Raw genomic sequence first — 16,434 nt, 5'->3', positions numbered from 1 at the left:
CGTCAGGCGACCGGCGCCGCGACCACGCGCCAGTCGCCGAAAGCCGCCGCGTCGTTGGGCCATTGATCCGCCCGCTCGGGGCACGACACACCCTGCGACAGCAGCTGCACCGCCCGCAGCACGCCGGCATGCGTGACCCACAGCGCATCGGCGCCGGTCGCCAGCCAGTCGGCATGGGCTGAAGCCACGCGCTGCATGAAGGCGCGCACACTCTCGCCATCGCCGCCGGCCGGGGCGTCGGCAAAACGGGTTGTCCACGCTTCGAATTCTTCGCGGGCCACAGCAGACCACAGGCGCCCTTCCCAGGCGCCGAAATTCATTTCGGCCAGCCGCACATCGCGGCGCACCGACAGATCGGGCCGTAGCGCAGCAATGGCGTCGGCCAGCATGGCGCAACGCCGCAGCGGCGAACTCCACAGCACGATGCCGGCCGGCAGCACCGACGCGATGCGCTCGGCGGCGGCCTGCGTACCGTCGGCGTGCGCGTCGAGGTCGGTCGCGCCGTAGCACAGGCCCGCCGGCGCGATCACCGGCGCGTGGCGCTGCAGCCAGAGCTGGGCCGTGCCCTTGTTGCTCATGCCTTCCACGCCAATGCGAGGTAGATCGCCAGTTCGCACACCTGCTGCGTGGCGCCGAGCCCGTCGCCCGTGAAGCCCTGCAACCGACGCACGAAGAGCCGTGCCATCCAGCCCCCGGCCAGCACCAGCGCCACGAGCGCCGCGCCCACATGCACCGCGTCGTGCGCGCACAGCAGCAGCGCCACGGCAGGCGCGGCCCAGAGCACGGCGACGAGCAGCGCACCGCCGCTGATCGCGTCGGCCAGCGGCTTGGCCTTGCTGCCGCTGCTGTCGCCCACATAAGGCAACCAGCGGATCAGGAACAGCGGCGCCAGCCGCGACAGCACATGCGCGCCGACGATGGACACGGCCACCACGTCCAGCCCGCGCGCAGCCAGCGCGGCCAGCAGGCCGAATTTCAGGCCCAGCGCCAGCACCAGCGCGACCGCGCCGAAGGCGCCGATGCGCGAGTCCTTCATGATTTCCAGCGCCCGCTCGCGGCTGGCCGAACCGCCGAGGCCGTCGGCCACGTCGGCCAGGCCGTCTTCGTGGAAGGCGCCCGTGAGCATCACGGTGGCGACAGTGCTCAGCACGGCCGCCGCAAAGGCCCCGCCGACGCCCGGCAGGCCGGCGCCCACAGCGACGAACACGGCTGCAGCCACACCGCCCGCGATCCAGCCGATGGCCGGCAGGTGCGCCGCGGCAGCGCGGAGCATCTGCGGGCTGAAGCCGACCCAGGCGGCGAGTTTTCCCGTCACCGGCACGCGGGTGAAGAACTGGACGGCCAGCAGGAAGTGGCGCACGCCGTTCATTGCTGGCGCGACACGCCCGCCGATTCGAAGCTCGCCATCTCGCGCAGGATGCGGCAGGCCGATTCGAGCAGAGGCCACGCCAGCGCACCGCCCGAGCCTTCGCCCAGGCGCAGGTCGAGGTTCAGCAGCGGCTCGAGCCCGAGGTACTTCAGGAGCAGCGTGTGCCCCGGCTCGGCCGAACTGTGCGCCGCCACGCAGCGCTGCGTCACCTGCGGGCGGATTGCCTGCGCGACCAGCACGGCGGCGCTGGCGATGAAGCCATCGACCACGATCACGCGCCGCTCCTGCGCCGCCTGCAGCACCGCGCCGACCAGCGTCGCCACCTCGAAGCCGCCGAACGCGGCCAGTGCCTCGAGCGGCGCGGTTGCGCCCGCGTGCAGGGCGAGCACTTCGCGCAGCACCTCGCGCTTGCGTGCGAGGCCGTCGGCGTCGAGCCCCGTGCCGGCGCCGGTGCACAGGCCGATGTCCAGCCCGGCCAGACGCGACAACAGCAGCGCCGCGGACGAGCTGTTGCCGATGCCCATTTCGCCGAGCAGCAGCGCGTTGCCCGGCAGCGCGCGCACGACCTCGCGGCCGTTGGCGATGGCCTGGGCGCACTGTTCGGGCGTCATGGCGGGGCCAGCCGACGCGTCGGCCGTGCCGGCGCCGATGCGCCGCGACACCAGACCGGGGCGCGGCTGGAAGTCGCGCCGCACGCCGCAATCGACCACAGTGAGAGCCAAGCCATGCTGGCGCGCCAGCACGCTGACCGCCGCGCCGCCGGCCAGGAAGTTCTCGACCATCTGCCAGGTCACGTCGCTCGGATAGGCCGACACGCCGCGCGCCGCCAGCCCGTGGTCGCCCGCGCACACGAGCATCTGCGGCGCGTCGAGCACGGGCTGCTCGGTGCCGAGGATGGTGCCGATGCGCAACGCCAGCGCTTCGAGGCGGCCCAGCGCGCCGACCGGCTTGGTCTTGTTGTCGAGCGCGGCCTGCAGACGCGCCGCGAGTGCGGCGTCGGCAATGTCTGGAACGGAGGGAATCAGGTCGGTGTCGGTCATGCGATCAGGCCGGCGAGCACGCCGGCGTCGAAGTGGGTGTCGATGAAGTCGGCCAGGCCGTCGAAGGTGGCGTCCAACGTGGGCGCCGTGGTACCGAACAGCGCCTGCAGCGCGGCCCGGTCTTCGAACAGGCCATGCAAATAGAGGCCCAGCACGTTGCCGCGCGCGTTCTGCCAGGCCAGGCCCTCGGGCATCACGGCGCGGCCGTCATGGGCCAGTTGCGGGTGGGCCGCGGTCTGGCCGTGGTGGATTTCGTAGCCGGCAATGCGCACGCCCGACAGCGCGGCCCAGGGGCCGGCCACGAGGTCACCAGCAAAGGTCGCCTCGCGGTGCCGCACGGTCTTCTCGCGCTCGAACACCGTCACCAGCGGCAGCAGCCCGAGCCCCGGCGCGTTTCCATCGATGCCGTGCGGATCGACCAGCGCCTCGCCCAGCATCTGCAGCCCGCCGCAGACGCCCAGCACCGCGCCGCCGCGCCCCGCGTGCTCGGCCACCGCGCGGTCCAGCCCCTGCGCGCGCAGCCAGGCAAGGTCACCGCTCGTGTGCTTGGAGCCGGGCAGCACGATCCAGTCGGCACCGGCCACATCGGCGGGCGTGCGAGCCCAGACCAGGCGCACGCCGGGCACGTTCTTCAGCGCCTGGAATTCATCGAGGTTGCTCAGGCGCGGGTACGCGACCACCGCCACAGTGCGCGTGACCACGCCGCTGGCGCGGCTGCGGTCGTCGAACACGCCGTCTTCCTCGGGCAGGCCGTGCTGCCACCACATCGGCAGCGTCGCCACGGTGGGCACGCCAGTCAGTTCCTGCAGTTGCTGCGGCGCGGGCGCCAGCAGCGAGGCATCGCCACGGAATTTGTTGAGCACGAAGCCGTTGATGAGCACCCGGTCGGCCTCGGGCAGCAGCGCCCAGGTGCCGTACAGGTGGGCAAAGGCGCCGCCGCGGTCGATGTCGGTTGCCAGCAGGCAGCGCGCCCGCGCGTGGCGCGCGACGCGCATGTTGACGATGTCGCTAGCCATGAGGTTGATCTCGGCCGGAGAGCCCGCGCCTTCGATCACGACCACGTCGTTCTCGGCGCGCAGGTCGTCGAAGGCCTGCACGATCTGCGGCCAGACGCGCTCGCTGCGCCCGCGCCACGGCAGGGTCGAGAGCGACTCGCTCACCTGCCCCATCAGCACCACCTGGCTGTGGGTGTCGCGCTCGGGCTTGAGCAGCAGCGGATTCATGCGCACGTCGGGCACGGCGTTGGCGGCCAGGGCCTGGAAGTACTGGGCGCTGCCGATCTCGCCGCCCTCGACCACGCGGGCGTTGTTGCTCATGTTCTGCGCCTTGAAAGGCGCCACCCGCAACCCCTGGCGGGCATACCACCGGCACAGCGCGGTGGCCAGCCAGCTCTTGCCGGCGCCGCTCGTGGTGCCCAGGACCATGACGCAGCGCGCCGGTCCGCTTGTCGCTCTAGAACTCATCCGGGGATTGTCGTTGAGCGCCGAACTGAAACCGAATGGGCCGATCAGACGAACTAGTGGGTAGGGCCCCTCAAGGCCGAACCCTGGAACCTCATGTCCGCCCTCAACGACCTGGCGCTCACCGTCGAAGAAACCGAACCGGGCCGGTTCCACTGGGTCCTGCTCAAAGCAGGGGACAACGGCGACGCCGATGCGCTCGACTACCGCGTCCACCGCCGGGCCGTGCGCGCCGAAGGCAGCTATTCGAACGCGCTGGCAATGGGCGTGGCGCAGCTGCAGAAGCTCAGCGCCAAGGCCTCACCCGACATCGGCGACTGAGCCTGCTCCGTCAGGGCGAGAAGCCCGAGCGCCGCACCACCGGCTCCCACTGCTGGCGGTAGGCCTTGAGCATCTGCACGGTCTCGGCATTGCTGCTGACCACCGGCTGGATGTAGAGCGCGATGGCCGCCTTCTGCAGCCCCGGGTCCTGCATCACCTCGCGGATCTTGCCGGCCAGCAACTGCACCTTGGCCGGCGGCATGCTGCTCGGCGCGAAGAAGGTGTTCCAGCCGTCGGCATCGATCTTCATGCCGGCCTCGCGGAAGGTCGGCACGGCGGGCGCGAAGCTCGCGCGCTTCTTGCCCGACACGGCCAGGATGCGAATCTTGCCGGCCACGTGCTGCGCGTAGAGCGAGTCCAGCGTGTCGATGGCGATCGGCAGCGATCCGCCGCTCAGGTCGGCCAGCAGCGGCGCCGAACCGCCATAGCCCTTGATCTGCGGCTGCACGCTCAAGGCATCGCCCACCATCAGGCCGAAGAAGTGCGGCAGGCTGCCGGTTGCCGGCACGCCGAACACCGCCTCCTCGGGGTGGGCCCAGAGCCGGCCCACGAGGAACATCGCGCGGTCCAGCTGCAGCTTCTGACCCACGGCCAGCGCGAAGTCGTAGCTGCTGACCTGCGTGACCGGCACGAAGTCCTTGTCGGGGTCGTAGCCGGCGTCCTTGAGCACGAGCGGCGCCACCATCATCACGGCGGGGTTGCCGAGCATCAGCACGTTCTCGCTCGCGGGCGCGCGCCGCAATTGCTTGGCCGCGAGACGGCCGCCCTCGCCTGCACGGTTCTCCACCGTCACCGCCACGCCGAGCTGGGGGCCGAGCCGCTCGGCGATCAGCCGCGCGATGCGGTCGGTGCTGCCGCCGGGCGCATAGCCGACGACCAGCGTGAGCGGGCCCTCGAGCACTGGCGCGGGCGTCTGTGCCTGCGCGGGCACCACGGCGCCGCCGATCGCGAGCGCGAGGCAGCGGGCGGCGAGGCTTCGCCGGGACCAAAGAAAGGGCATGGGATCTCCTGTATCGCCGGCGGCAGGCGGCCAGCTTTGTTACGTTGTTTATATTCAGGTAACAAATAGTTGATCTAATCCATCATTGCCCGCCGAGGCGGCGCCACCACACCCTGCACCCGTGAGTTCTTCCGTGCCAGCCTTCCCCGACGCGGCCGCGCTGCTCGCGCCCCGCTCCCTCGACGACCTGCTGCTTTACCGGCTCTCGCGCGCCGCGCGCGCCGGCAGCGGCATGGCCACGCGCCTCGTCGAAGGCGGTTTCGGCATCACGCGCCGCGAATGGGGAATGATCGGCACGCTCGCGCAGACCGGAGAGATCACCTCCTCCATGCTGTCGGAACAACTGAACCTGGACCGCGTGCGCACCTCGCGCGGACTGGGCAGCCTGGTCGAAAAGCAGTTGGTGGAACGGCGCCGCGACGCCAAGGACCGCCGCGAAGTGCACGTGCGGCTGAGCCCGGCAGGACGCCAGCTCTATGACGACCTGTTCTCGCGGGTCGCCGACCTCAACACGGGCCTGCTCGAAGGTATGGCCCCGGCAGACATCGAGATCCTGCTGCAATGCCTGCAGCGGCTCGAGCAACGCGGCAGCGCGCTGAGCGCGCAAGGCCTGGTGCCCGAGAAGGCCGACCGCCGTTCGGGCGGCACGCGCCACCGCTGGCCGATGCGGGGCGCGTAGGGCCTGCCGGCCCGCTCAGCTCTGCGGGCCGCGCGGTGCGTCGGCCGACGCCACGGCGCCCGGCACGTCCCAGCCGCCGCCGATCGCGCGGATCAGCCCCACCGTCGCCTGGTACTGGGCCGACTTCACCTGCAGCGCCTGGCGCCGGTTGCGCAGCTCGCTGCGGCGCGCGTCGAGCAGGTCGAGCTGGCTCACGTAGCCGTTGCGGTAGCGCGTGTCCGACAGGCTGGTGGCACGCTGCGCCGAGGTCACGGCCTGCGCCTGCACCACCGACTGCTCCTGCAGGATGCGGATGGCGGCCAGCTGGTCTTCGACCTCCTGGAACGCCACCAGCACCTGCGAGCGGTAGCTGGCGAGCGCGCCGTCGAGCTGGGCATTGGCGCCCTGCACGCCGGCCTCGCGGCGGCCGCCGTCGAAGATCGGCAGCGACAGCAGTGCGCCCACGCCCCACGAGCGGGCCGACCACTTGAAGAGGTCGCCAATCTCGGGCGAGGCGTAGCCGGCCGCGCCGGTCAGCGAGATGTTCGGGAACCACGCGGTCTGCGCCACGCCCACGCGGGCCTGCGCCGCCATGACGGCACTCTGCGCGGCCGACACGTCGGGCCGGCGCGTGAGCACGGTAGACGGCACGCCCGGCGGAATCACCGGCAGCGCGGTCGCCCAGTCGTCGGGCCGCATGCCGAAGCTGGAGGCCGAATCGCCCACCAGCACGGCCAGCGCATGTTCGACCTGCGCACGCTGGCGGTCGAGCGCAAGCGCGTCCGATTCGGTGGATGACACCTCGGTCTGCACGCGCGCCACGTCGAGCTCGGCGATGTCGCCGGCCTGCTGGCGGCGCTGCGTCAGGCGCAGCGTGTCGCGGTAGGCGGCGACCGATTCGCGCACCAGCACGCGCTCGGCGTCGAGCGCGCGCAGTTGCAGGTAGGTCTGCGCCACTTCGGCCTGCACCGCGAGCCGGGTGCTCTGCAGCAGCGCCTCGCGGCCCGCCGCGTCGAGCTTGGCCGCATCGGCCGCGCCCGAGAGACGACCGAACAGGTCAACCTCGTACGAGAACGTGGCGCCGATGTTGGTCATGGTGCCGGGCCGGGTGCTGGCCGTGGCCTTGTCCAGGCCCGCACCGCGGTTGGCGCCGGCGCCCAGGCCGATCTGCGGCAGGCGGTCGGCCTGCGCGCTGCGCGCCAGCGCACGGGCCTCGGCCAGCCGTGCGGCGGCGGCCTGGATGTTGGCGTTGTCGACCGCGGCGCGCTCGACCAGCGTGTTGAGCACCGGGTCGTTGAACGCCAGCCACCATTCGCCGCGCGGTTGCGCCTCGGCGGGCGTGGCCCGGGTGAAGCCGGCCGGCGCCGTGGCGCCCGGTTGCTGCTGCGGCTGTTCCTTGAACTGGGCCGCGGTCGGCACCGAGGGCATGCCCGAGGGCACGCTGGCGCAACCGGCCAGCACGAGGGCCGCCACCAGCGGCAGCATGGCGGTGCGCAATGGGCGCATCAGGGTGGGGATTCCGAATGTCATGGAAAACCTTCTTTCTTCTTGTCGATCAGTCATGCGCGCCATGCGAAGGGCGCGGCGAGGCCGGCACCGGGTGCAGACCACCACCACCACCACCGTGCGAAGGGGTCGCAGGATGGTCGGCCGACACGAAGTCGTCGCCGTGCGGCACTTCGCCATGCAGCTTGAGCGGCCGGTTGCCCGCCAGGCGGCGCATCAGCACGTAGAACACCGGCGTCAGGAACAGGCCGAAGGCCGTCACGCCGATCATTCCGGCGAACACCGCCACACCCATCGCCTTGCGCATCTCGGAGCCGGCACCGGTCGAGAGCACCAGGGGCAGCACGCCCATCACGAAGGCCAGCGAGGTCATCAAAATCGGGCGCAGGCGCAGGCGGCTGGCTTCGATCGCAGCCTGAATGGGCGTGCGTCCGGCGAACTCCAGCTCCCGTGCGAACTCCACGATCAGGATCGCGTTCTTCGCACTCAGCCCCACCAGCACGATCAACCCGATCTGCGTGAAGACGTTGTTGTCGCCTCCCGAGATCCATACGCCCGCCATCGCGGCCATGATGCCCATCGGCACGATCAGGATGATCGCGATCGGCAGCGTCAGGCTTTCGTACTGCGCGGCCAGCACCAGGAACACCAGCAGGATCGCCAGCGGGAACACCAGGAAGGCGGAGTTGCCGGCCAGGATTTCCTGGTACGTCAGCTCGGTCCACTCGAAGCTCACACCCTTGGGCAGCGTCTCGGCCGCGATCTTGGTGATCACGTCCTGCGCCTGGCCCGACGAATAGCCGGGGGCTGGGCCGCCGTTGATGTCAGCGGCGAGGTAGCCGTTGTAGCGCATGGCGCGTTCCGGGCCGAAGGTCGAGTTGACCTTCATCAGCGCAGCCAGCGGCACCATCTCACCCGAGGTCGAGCGCACCTTCAGCATACCCACGTCTTCGGCACGGGCGCGGTACGGCGCATCGGCCTGAACGCGCACGGAGTACGTGCGGCCGAACTTGTTGAAGTCGTTGGCGTACAGGCTACCGAGGTAGATCTGCATCGTGTCGAAGATGTCCGTCACGGGCACGCCGAGCTGGCGCGCCTTGGTGCGGTCGATGTCGGCATACAGCTGCGGCACGTTGACCTGCCAGCTCGTGAACATGCCCGTCAGTTCGGGCGCTGCATACGCCTTGGCCATGAAGGCCTTCACCGCGACGTCCATCTGGTCGTAGCCGACCGAGGCGCGGTCTTCGATCTGCAGCTTGAAGCCGCCGGTCGTGCCCAGGCCTGCCACCGGCGGCGGCGGGAACATCACGATGAACGCATCCTGGATGCTCGAGAACGCACCGTTGAGCTGGCCGGCCACCGCACCGCCGCTCTGGTCTTCGCGCTTGCGCTGGTCGAAGGGCTTGAGCGTGGCGAACACGATGCCCGAGTTCGAGCTGTTGGTGAAGCCATTGATCGACAGGCCCGGGAAGGCAATCGCGTCTTCCACGTTCGGGTTCTTCTTCATGATCTCGCCCATGCGGGTGATCACCTCTTCCGTGCGGTCGAGCGTGGCGCCGTCGGGCAGCTGGGCAAAACCGATGAGGTACTGCTTGTCCTGCGCCGGCACGAAGCCGCTGGGCACCGCCTTGAAGAGGCCGAAGGTCACGCCGACCAGCGCGAGGTAGATCACCAGCATCAGCGTCTTGCGCGAGATCACGCGCTTGACGCCGCCGCTGTAGGCCTCGGAGCCGCGATGGAAGAACTTGTTGAAGCCGCGGAACAGCCAGCCGAAGGCCTTGTCCATGCCGCGCGTCAGGGCGTCCTTGGGCTGGTCGTGGCCGCGCAGCAGCAGTGCGGCGAGCGCGGGCGACAGCGTCAGCGAGTTGATGGCCGAGATCACCGTCGAGATCGCGATGGTCACCGCGAACTGCTTGTAGAACTGGCCCGTGAGACCACTGATGAAAGCCAGCGGCACAAACACGGCCACCAGCACCAGCGCGATCGCGATGATGGGGCCCGACACTTCGCGCATGGCGCGGTACGTGGCTTCACGCGGCGTGAGCCCGGCTTCGATGTTGCGCTCGACGTTCTCCACCACCACGATGGCGTCGTCCACCACGATGCCGATGGCCAGCACCAGCCCGAACAGGCTCAGTGCGTTGATCGAGAAACCGAGGACATGCAGCACCGCGAAGGTACCGATCACCGACACCGGCACGGCCAGCAGCGGAATGATGGAGGCGCGCCACGTTTGCAGGAACAGGATCACCACGAGCACCACCAGCGCGATGGCTTCGAGCAGCGTGTGGATCACCGATTCGATCGACGCACGCACGAACTGAGTCGGGTCATAGGCGATGCGGTATTCCAGGCCTTCGGGCATGTTCTTGTTCAGCTCGTTCATCGTCTTGCGGACGTTGGACGAGATGTCGAGCGCGTTGGAGCCCGGTGCCTGGAACACGCCCATGCCGACGGCCGGGTCGTTGTTCAGCAGCGAACGCAGCGAGTAGTCGGCGGCGCCCATTTCGAGGCGGCCGATGTCGCGAAGGCGCGTGACGGCGCCGTCGGTACCGCTCTTGACGATGATGTCGCCGAACTCTTCTTCGCTCTGCAGGCGCCCTTGCGCATTGATCGACAGCTGCATGTCCACGTCCGACAGGCCCGGCGATGCGCCGACCACGCCGGCCGCGGCCTGCACGTTCTGGCCGCGAATCGCTGCCACCACGTCGCTGGCCGACAGGCCACGCTGCGCGACCTTCTGCGGGTCGAGCCACACGCGCATCGAGTAGTCGCCGCCGCCGAAGATCTGGACCTGTCCCACGCCTTCGATGCGCGCGAGCGGGTCCTTCACATTCAGCACCGCGTAGTTGCGCAGGTAGTTGATGTCGTAGCGGTTGTTCGGCGAGACGAGGTGGACCACCATCGTCAGGTCGGGCGCGCTCTTGACGGTCGTGATGCCGAGACGCCGCACTTCTTCGGGCAGGCGCGGCTCGGCTTGCGAGACGCGGTTCTGCACGAGCTGCTGGGCCTTGTCGGGATCGGTGCCGAGGCGGAAGGTGACGGTCAGCGTCATCACGCCGTCGGTCGTCGCCTGGCTGCCCATGTAGAGCATGCCTTCGACGCCGTTGATCTGCTCTTCGAGCGGCGTGGCCACCGTTTCAGCAATCACCTTCGGGTTGGCGCCCGGGTACGTTGCGCGCACCACCACCGAAGGCGGCGCGACTTCGGGGTACTCCGAGATCGGCAGGCCGCGCAGCGCAATCAGGCCTGCGATCAGCATCAAGAGCGACAGCACGCCGGCAAAGATCGGCCTGTCGATGAAGAATTTTGAGAGATTCATGTTGGTTCTCCGGCGGGCGCCAGGGCGCCCTCCTCCGAAATCAGGACTTCGCGGCCTCCTCGGCCACGCGTTCCGGTTGTTGTTGCTTCGTGTCGGCCTTGGCGTCCATGGTCACTTGCTGCGGCACCACCAGCGCACCCGGGCGGATGTGCTGCAGGCCGTTCACCACCACGCGGTCGCCGGCCTTCAAGCCTTTGCTCACCACGCGCAGGCCGTTGATGGGCGCACCCAGCGTCACCTCGCGGTAGACCGCCTTGTTGTCTTCACCCACGACCATCACGAACTTCTTGTTCTGGTCGGTGCCGATGGCGCGCTCGCTCACCAGCAGCGCGGTGTCGTTGCGGGCCTGGCCCATGCGGATGCGGGCGAACTGGCCGGGAATGAGCGCGCCGTCCTTGTTGTCGAACGAAGCACGCACACGCACGGTGCCGCTGCGGGCGTCGACCTGGTTGTCGATCAGCTGCAGCTTGCCGGTGAAGGGCGTGCCTTCGAGGCCGGCGGTGCCCATCTGCACGGGGATGGTGTCGATCTGGCCGCGGGCGCCGGCGTTGGCCGGCAGGTCCTTCAGCGCGCGGGTGATGACCTGCTCGTCGGCATCGAAGCTCGCGTAGATCGGGCTCACCGACACCAGCGTGGTCAGTACCGGTGCGCCGGGGCCGGCGGCCACCAGGTTGCCCACGGTCACTTCGAGCTTGCCGATGCGGCCCGACACCGGTGCGCGCACCTGGGTGTAGCCCAGGCTCAGGCGTGCGGTCTGCAGCGAGGCCTGCGCGGCGCGCAGGTTGGCTTCGGCTTCGCGGCCGGCGTTCACGCGCTCGTCGAGTTCACGCTGCGCGATGGCCTGCTCGTCCCACAGGCGCTTGGCGCGTTCCTGCTCGCTGCGGCTGAAGGCCTGGCGGGCTTGTGCCGACGCGACCTGCGCTTCGGCACGCTCCACCTCGGCGGCGTACGGTGCGGGGTCGATGGTGATGAGCAGGTCGCCCTGCTTCACCAGCGCGCCTTCGCGGAAGTGCACCGCCTGCACGGCGCCTGCCACGCGGGAGCGCACATCGACGCGCTGCACGGCTTCGAGGCGGCCCGAGAACTCGTCCCAGGCGTTGATCTCGCTCGACGCCACGGTGGCGACCGACACCGGCGTGCCCTGTTGCGCGGCGACCGGGGCGGTGGCCTCGGCCTTGAAGCTGTACATGCCCACCACCGCGGCGGCCACAGCCAGCACCGCGGTGAGGCCGGTCACGGCGGGCCACAGACCCTTGCGGGCGGTGGAAGACAGCGCTTGTTCGTTCTTGTTCGACATGATGGTTCGTCCTTCTCGATGACTTTTTCGGGATGCAACAGGCCATCCCGGCGCCGGCGGCGTCAGGAGGCGGAATTCAGAGAACAGAAAGCCCTGCCACCCGCCTCTGTGGAGGCGGCGGCTTGTTTCAGGGGGCGGAGCGGACCCTCGCGGGCCTAGCTGGGCTCAGGGACCGCCGGGGGCGGTGTGGTGGCGCTGAAGAACTCGCGGAAGTGCTGCTGCACGCTGGCTTCGCAGGATGCGCATCCCACGGCCTCGGTGTCGTACAGCGCCTTGGGCCAGTTGTCGGCGCCGGTCAGCACGCTGCTCGTGACCTCGATGCCGGCCGAGCGCAGCCGGGCTGCGAAGGTCATGGCCTCGTCGCGCATCGCGTCGTCGGGCCCCACCAGCACCAGCGCCGGTGCCAGGGCGGCCAGCCGCAGCGATCCGCTCGGCACCGCATAGGGGTGCGTGGCGTTCGACGGACAGCTCAAATACTTGGCCCAGCCCGTGGCCCAACGGCACTCGGCGGCATCGTTCGTGGCATTGCGCAGCGAGGCGGTGCCGGCGCACGGGTCGAGCATGGGCGACAGCAGGATCTGGCCTGCCAGCGGCGGATGGGCGCGGTCACGGGCCACCAGGGCCACGCTGGCCGCCAGGTTGCCGCCGGCTTCTTCGCCGGCCAGGTACACCTGGGCGCCCTTGCCGCCGAGCTTCACGCGCTGCTTGTAGAGCCACTCGAGCGCCGCATAACCCACCTCGACCGGCTCCGGGAACGGGGCCGCCGGGGCCAGCGGGTAATCGAGCGACACCACCACCGCACCCGCACCGGCCAGCAGCCGGGCCACGTTGCGGCCGTTGTCGAGATTGCCGCAGATGAAGGTGCCGCCATGGAAGTGCAGCACCAGCGGCACGGTCTCGCCCCGTGGACGCTGTCCGTAGACACGGGCAGCCACGGGCTCGCGGCCGGGCAGCTCGATCAACAGATCGGACTCCACGCCTTGTGCCGCGGCAAGCGCAGCAGCTTCAGCGGACCGGGACGATGGACGGGGTGACATGGGCGACCTCAGGGATTTAGGCGATGGTTGAAATATAAGGCGCTACCTGCGCGTTGAAACAGGAAACACAGCCCTACTCTGTTTCCAAACGGAGAACAATCAGGCACACCGTAGGGACGCATTCCTTGTGTGAGAATCCGCCTCCTTCCGGCATACGCCGGTCTCCCTGAACAGGCATTCGATGGATCAAATCCAGGCAATGCGGATCTTTGTCCGCGTGGTGGAAGCCGGCACCTTCACCCGTGCCGCCGACTCTCTGGCCCTGCCCAAGGGCACCGTCACCAAGCAGATCCAGGCGCTGGAAGCGCGCCTGCACGTGAAGCTGCTCAACCGCACGACGCGGCGCGTCACCGTCACGCCCGACGGCGCCGCCTACTTCGAGCGCGCGGCGCGGCTGCTGAACGACTTCGACGACATGGAAGCCAGCATGACGAATGCGCAGGCCAACCCCACGGGGCGGCTGCGCATCGACGTGGGCACCTCGGTGGCGCAGCAGATCATCCTGCCCAACCTGGCCAGCTTCTGCGACCGCTACCCCGACATCCAGGTCGACCTGGGCGTGAGCGACCGTACGGTGGACCTGATCAGCGACAACGTCGACTGCGTGATCCGCGCCGGCGAGCTGAACGACCAGTCGCTGGTGGCGCGCCGCATCGGCACCCTGCACTTCGTCACCGTGGCCTCGCCGGCCTACATCAAGCGCTATGGTGCGCCGCAACATCCCAACGACATCGAGAAGCGGCACCACGTCGTGAGCTACTTCTCGGGCACCACCCGGCGCGTGTACCCGCACGAGTTCAAGAAGGGCGACGAGTACATCGAGCTCAACGGCCCCTACCGCGTGTCGGTCAACGAGAGCAACGCGCACATGACGGCCGTGCTCGCGGGCTTCGGCCTGTCGCAGTGCATCACCTTCTCGGCCGAGCCGCTGCTGGAAACCGGCGAGCTCGTCGAGGTGCTGGCCGACTGGCATCGCGACCCGCTGCCGATCCACGTGGTGTACCCGCCGAACCGGCACCTGAGTGCGAAGGTGCGGGCGTTTGTGGACTGGGCGGCGGATCTGTTTGCGAAGAATCCGCGGTTGCAGCGGCGCTGAGGGAGCTCTTTCCGTCTCTTCAGGGCTGGATCAACGCGGCCAGAGCATGTGCCGAGGGTGATGTTTCCCGGCCCAGGTGCTCGACCAGGCTGCGCCGGTCGGCCTCGGTGCGCTGCTGCGAGAGAAAGCGCTTGCCGGTCAGCGCGAGGATGTCGATCTCGAAGCCGACCAGCCGCTGCAGCGCGTCATCGACGAACTCGGGCGATGCATCGGCGAGGGACCAGGGATCGTCGCGATTTGCTTCCTGCGACTGCGTCAGCGCTTCGAGGTGCGACCGCAGCCAGACGCGGTCTTCAATGAACCGCAACCGGCCTGTAGCCTGCACCGCGATGTAGTTCCAGCTCGGCGCCAAGCGCCCGCTGCGCTGGCCGTTGACGTACCAGCGCGGGGAGATGAACGCGTTCGGACTCTGGAACACGACCGTGACGTCGCAACCGCCTCGCACCTCGCTGGTCCACAGCGAATGGTTGCGGGCCACATGGCCTGCCAGCGTGCCGTGCGGGCCGCGATCAATCACCTCCAGCGGCAGCAGGTTGGCATCGACCGAGCTGCCCGCGACCGTGAAGAGCGTGGCCAACGGGTAGGCACGCATGAGCCGGTGAAGCTCGTCGCGCGCCTCGATGGCGAAAAGGGGCTGGATGTGCACGGGGAAGCCTTTCGGGGGATCGATGCCCGTCGAGTATTGCGCTCCCGCCCCTCCATCACAGTCGCATGGAGGTCACCCCGGCGTCAGTAGACCGGCTCGCACCGCACCTCAGTCTTCACCGAATTCGCAATGAAGCACTCCTCATGCGCCCGATGGTGCATGTGTTCGACCTGCTCCCGCGTCGGCAGGTTCTCGCCCGAAAAGCTCACCTGCGGACGCAGCGTGACGACAGTCATCGCCATCTTTCCTTCGGCGTTCTTTTCCATCACGCCCGTGGCCGCGTCGACATAGCGGTCGACCACGAACTTGCGCTTCACCGCCATGGTGAGGAACCACAGCATGTGGCAGCTGGACAGCGAGGCCACGAACATCTCTTCCGGGTCGACGGCCGACGCATCGGAGAACGGCAGCGGCACCACATGCGGTGACGAAGAGCCCGGCACCTCTGCGCCACCGTCGAAGCGCAGCACGTGGTGGCGGCTGTAGGTGTTGGCCAGGAAGTCCTGGTCACCTCGCTCCCAAACGATTTCGGCGGTGTACTCGGACATGGGTCGTGCTCCTCGATGGATGGAATGAATGAATGGATGTCAGACGCTCATCAGCTTCACGATCAGCGGCACCAGCAGCGCGGTCGCGATGCCGTTGAGCCCCATCGCCAACGCCGAGAACGCGCCTGCGGTTTCGTTCACCTGGATGGCCCGCGCGGTGCCGATGCCGTGCGCCGCCATGCCGACGGCAAAGCCGCGCACCGCGGGTTCCTTGATGCGCAGCAGGTTCAGCAAGCCCGTCGCCATGATCGCGCCCGAGATGCCGGCGATGGCCGCAGCCACGGCCGCCAGTGACGGCAGGCCGCCGATCTTTTCGGCCACGCCCATCGCGATCGGCATGGTGGCCGACTTGGGCGCGAGCGACATCAAGAGCTCGTGCGAACCGCCGAGCACCCAGCCGATGCCGATGGCCGAGACGATGGCTGCGACCGAGCCCACCAGCAGCGCCACGCCGATCGGCAGCCACAGGCGCCGCAGGCGACCGACCTGGCTGTACAGCGGCACGGCCAGCGCCACGGTGGCCGGGCCGATCAGGAAGTGGACGAACTTGGCGCCTTCGAAGTAGGTGTCGTACGGCGTGCGCGTGAGCAGCAGCACGCCCACGATGACGATCACCGACACAAGCACCGGGTTGACCATCGGGTTGCGCCCGCTGCGCGCGTGCAGCCACAGCGCGCCCAGATAGGCCAGCAGCGTGAGTGACAGCCACAGCAGCGGCGACTGGGCGAGAAAGACCCAGATCTCGGAGAGTTTGGCGGGCGCGTTCATTCAGCGTCCTTGCCGGTGATGCGGATCATCCAGCGCAGCGTGAGCGCGGTCACCGCCATGGTGAAGGCGCCGCCCACGACACCGGCCGCAAGGAACGGCAGCCACTCGCGCCCCACGCGCTCGAAGTGCAGCATGACGCCGGTCACCGCCGGGATGAACAACAGCATCAGGTTGCGCAGCAGATGGCCCGAGGTGTCGGTCAGCGCTTCCGGCACGCCGCCGCGCACGAGCAGGCCGACGAAGAGCAGCAGCATGCCGATCAGCGGACCGGGGATCGGCAGCGACAGCCACTGCACGAGCAGTTCGCCCGCGAGCTGGCACAGAAAGAGCGTGGTGATGGCGTAGAGCATGGGCCTCGTTGTTTTC

General features: G+C 69.0%; 16 protein-coding genes. 3 read left to right on the top strand and 13 right to left on the bottom strand.

Going from position 1 to position 16,434, the window contains the following annotated elements; all coding sequences use genetic code 11:
- Nucleotides 1-2: 2 nt before the first annotated feature.
- From CLU95_RS28965 to CLU95_RS28950, 4 genes are read right to left on the bottom strand one after another with little or no spacing between them, the layout of a single operon-like run.
- Nucleotides 3-578: a histidine phosphatase family protein gene (locus tag CLU95_RS28965; RefSeq protein WP_099796779.1), complete on the bottom strand. Its 576-nt coding sequence runs from the start codon at nucleotides 576-578 to the stop codon at nucleotides 3-5.
- Complete coding sequence (locus tag CLU95_RS28960; RefSeq protein ID WP_099796778.1) at nucleotides 575-1,369, bottom strand: adenosylcobinamide-GDP ribazoletransferase; 795 nt, start codon at nucleotides 1,367-1,369, stop codon at nucleotides 575-577. Before CLU95_RS28960 ends, CLU95_RS28965 begins: the two co-directional genes overlap by 4 nt.
- Nucleotides 1,366-2,409 carry a nicotinate-nucleotide--dimethylbenzimidazole phosphoribosyltransferase gene (cobT, locus tag CLU95_RS28955; RefSeq protein ID WP_099796777.1) on the bottom strand — a complete coding sequence of 348 codons (1,044 nt, stop codon included), beginning with the start codon at nucleotides 2,407-2,409 and terminating at the stop codon, nucleotides 1,366-1,368. Before cobT ends, CLU95_RS28960 begins: the two co-directional genes overlap by 4 nt.
- The gene (locus tag CLU95_RS28950; RefSeq protein WP_099796776.1) at nucleotides 2,406-3,872 is read right to left on the bottom strand and encodes a cobyric acid synthase; all 1,467 of its coding nucleotides are present in this window, start codon (nucleotides 3,870-3,872) and stop codon (nucleotides 2,406-2,408) included. Before CLU95_RS28950 ends, cobT begins: the two co-directional genes overlap by 4 nt.
- A gap of 93 nt (nucleotides 3,873-3,965) precedes the next feature.
- Here CLU95_RS28950 and CLU95_RS28945 point away from each other — a divergent pair, with 93 nt between their 5' ends.
- Entirely contained in the window at nucleotides 3,966-4,190 is a 225-nt protein-coding gene (locus CLU95_RS28945) for a hypothetical protein (RefSeq protein ID WP_099796775.1), read from the top strand.
- 10 nt (nucleotides 4,191-4,200) lie between these two features.
- On the opposite strand, the gene CLU95_RS28940 is transcribed toward CLU95_RS28945, so the two are convergent.
- The gene (locus CLU95_RS28940) at nucleotides 4,201-5,190 is read right to left on the bottom strand and encodes a tripartite tricarboxylate transporter substrate-binding protein (RefSeq protein ID WP_099796774.1); all 990 of its coding nucleotides are present in this window, start codon (nucleotides 5,188-5,190) and stop codon (nucleotides 4,201-4,203) included.
- 133 nt (nucleotides 5,191-5,323) lie between these two features.
- Here CLU95_RS28940 and CLU95_RS28935 point away from each other — a divergent pair, with 133 nt between their 5' ends.
- On the top strand, nucleotides 5,324-5,869 hold the full coding sequence (locus CLU95_RS28935; RefSeq protein WP_099796773.1) for a MarR family winged helix-turn-helix transcriptional regulator: 546 nt from the start codon (nucleotides 5,324-5,326) through the stop codon (nucleotides 5,867-5,869).
- Between the two features lie 15 nt (nucleotides 5,870-5,884).
- Here CLU95_RS28935 and CLU95_RS28930 read toward each other — a convergent pair whose 3' ends face one another.
- The 4 genes from CLU95_RS28930 to CLU95_RS28915 form a co-directional block, all read right to left on the bottom strand.
- On the bottom strand, nucleotides 5,885-7,378 hold the full coding sequence (locus CLU95_RS28930) for an efflux transporter outer membrane subunit (protein ID WP_099796772.1): 1,494 nt from the start codon (nucleotides 7,376-7,378) through the stop codon (nucleotides 5,885-5,887).
- A 25-nt stretch (nucleotides 7,379-7,403) separates the two neighbouring features.
- The gene (locus tag CLU95_RS28925; RefSeq protein WP_099796771.1) at nucleotides 7,404-10,676 is read right to left on the bottom strand and encodes an efflux RND transporter permease subunit; all 3,273 of its coding nucleotides are present in this window, start codon (nucleotides 10,674-10,676) and stop codon (nucleotides 7,404-7,406) included.
- A 40-nt stretch (nucleotides 10,677-10,716) separates the two neighbouring features.
- Nucleotides 10,717-11,973: an efflux RND transporter periplasmic adaptor subunit gene (locus CLU95_RS28920; RefSeq protein ID WP_099796770.1), complete on the bottom strand. Its 1,257-nt coding sequence runs from the start codon at nucleotides 11,971-11,973 to the stop codon at nucleotides 10,717-10,719.
- A gap of 155 nt (nucleotides 11,974-12,128) precedes the next feature.
- A complete protein-coding gene (locus CLU95_RS28915; RefSeq protein ID WP_099796769.1) occupies nucleotides 12,129-13,010 on the bottom strand; it encodes an alpha/beta hydrolase in 882 nt (293 codons plus the stop codon).
- Nucleotides 13,011-13,191: 181 nt separating this feature from the next.
- Between CLU95_RS28915 and CLU95_RS28910 the strand changes: the two genes are divergently transcribed.
- Complete coding sequence (locus tag CLU95_RS28910) at nucleotides 13,192-14,106, top strand: LysR family transcriptional regulator (RefSeq protein ID WP_099796768.1); 915 nt, start codon at nucleotides 13,192-13,194, stop codon at nucleotides 14,104-14,106.
- 19 nt (nucleotides 14,107-14,125) lie between these two features.
- Here CLU95_RS28910 and CLU95_RS28905 read toward each other — a convergent pair whose 3' ends face one another.
- The 4 genes from CLU95_RS28905 to CLU95_RS28890 form a co-directional block, all read right to left on the bottom strand.
- Nucleotides 14,126-14,752 (bottom strand): FMN-binding negative transcriptional regulator, encoded by a 627-nt coding sequence (locus CLU95_RS28905; protein WP_099796767.1) that lies wholly within the window; start codon nucleotides 14,750-14,752, stop codon nucleotides 14,126-14,128.
- Between the two features lie 83 nt (nucleotides 14,753-14,835).
- Nucleotides 14,836-15,300 (bottom strand): OsmC family protein, encoded by a 465-nt coding sequence (locus CLU95_RS28900; RefSeq protein ID WP_099796766.1) that lies wholly within the window; start codon nucleotides 15,298-15,300, stop codon nucleotides 14,836-14,838.
- Nucleotides 15,301-15,339: 39 nt separating this feature from the next.
- A complete protein-coding gene (locus CLU95_RS28895) occupies nucleotides 15,340-16,068 on the bottom strand; it encodes an LrgB family protein (RefSeq protein ID WP_099796765.1) in 729 nt (242 codons plus the stop codon).
- Nucleotides 16,065-16,418, bottom strand: coding sequence for a CidA/LrgA family protein (locus tag CLU95_RS28890; protein ID WP_099796764.1), 354 nt, complete (start codon nucleotides 16,416-16,418; stop codon nucleotides 16,065-16,067). Before CLU95_RS28890 ends, CLU95_RS28895 begins: the two co-directional genes overlap by 4 nt.
- Between the last annotated feature and the right edge of the window lie 16 nt (nucleotides 16,419-16,434).

This window comes from Variovorax sp. 54 (assembly GCF_002754375.1).
Classification (GTDB): domain Bacteria; phylum Pseudomonadota; class Gammaproteobacteria; order Burkholderiales; family Burkholderiaceae_C; genus Variovorax.
Note: the sequence above shows the minus strand (reverse complement) of the source record. Positions and strands in the feature narration are given on the sequence as shown.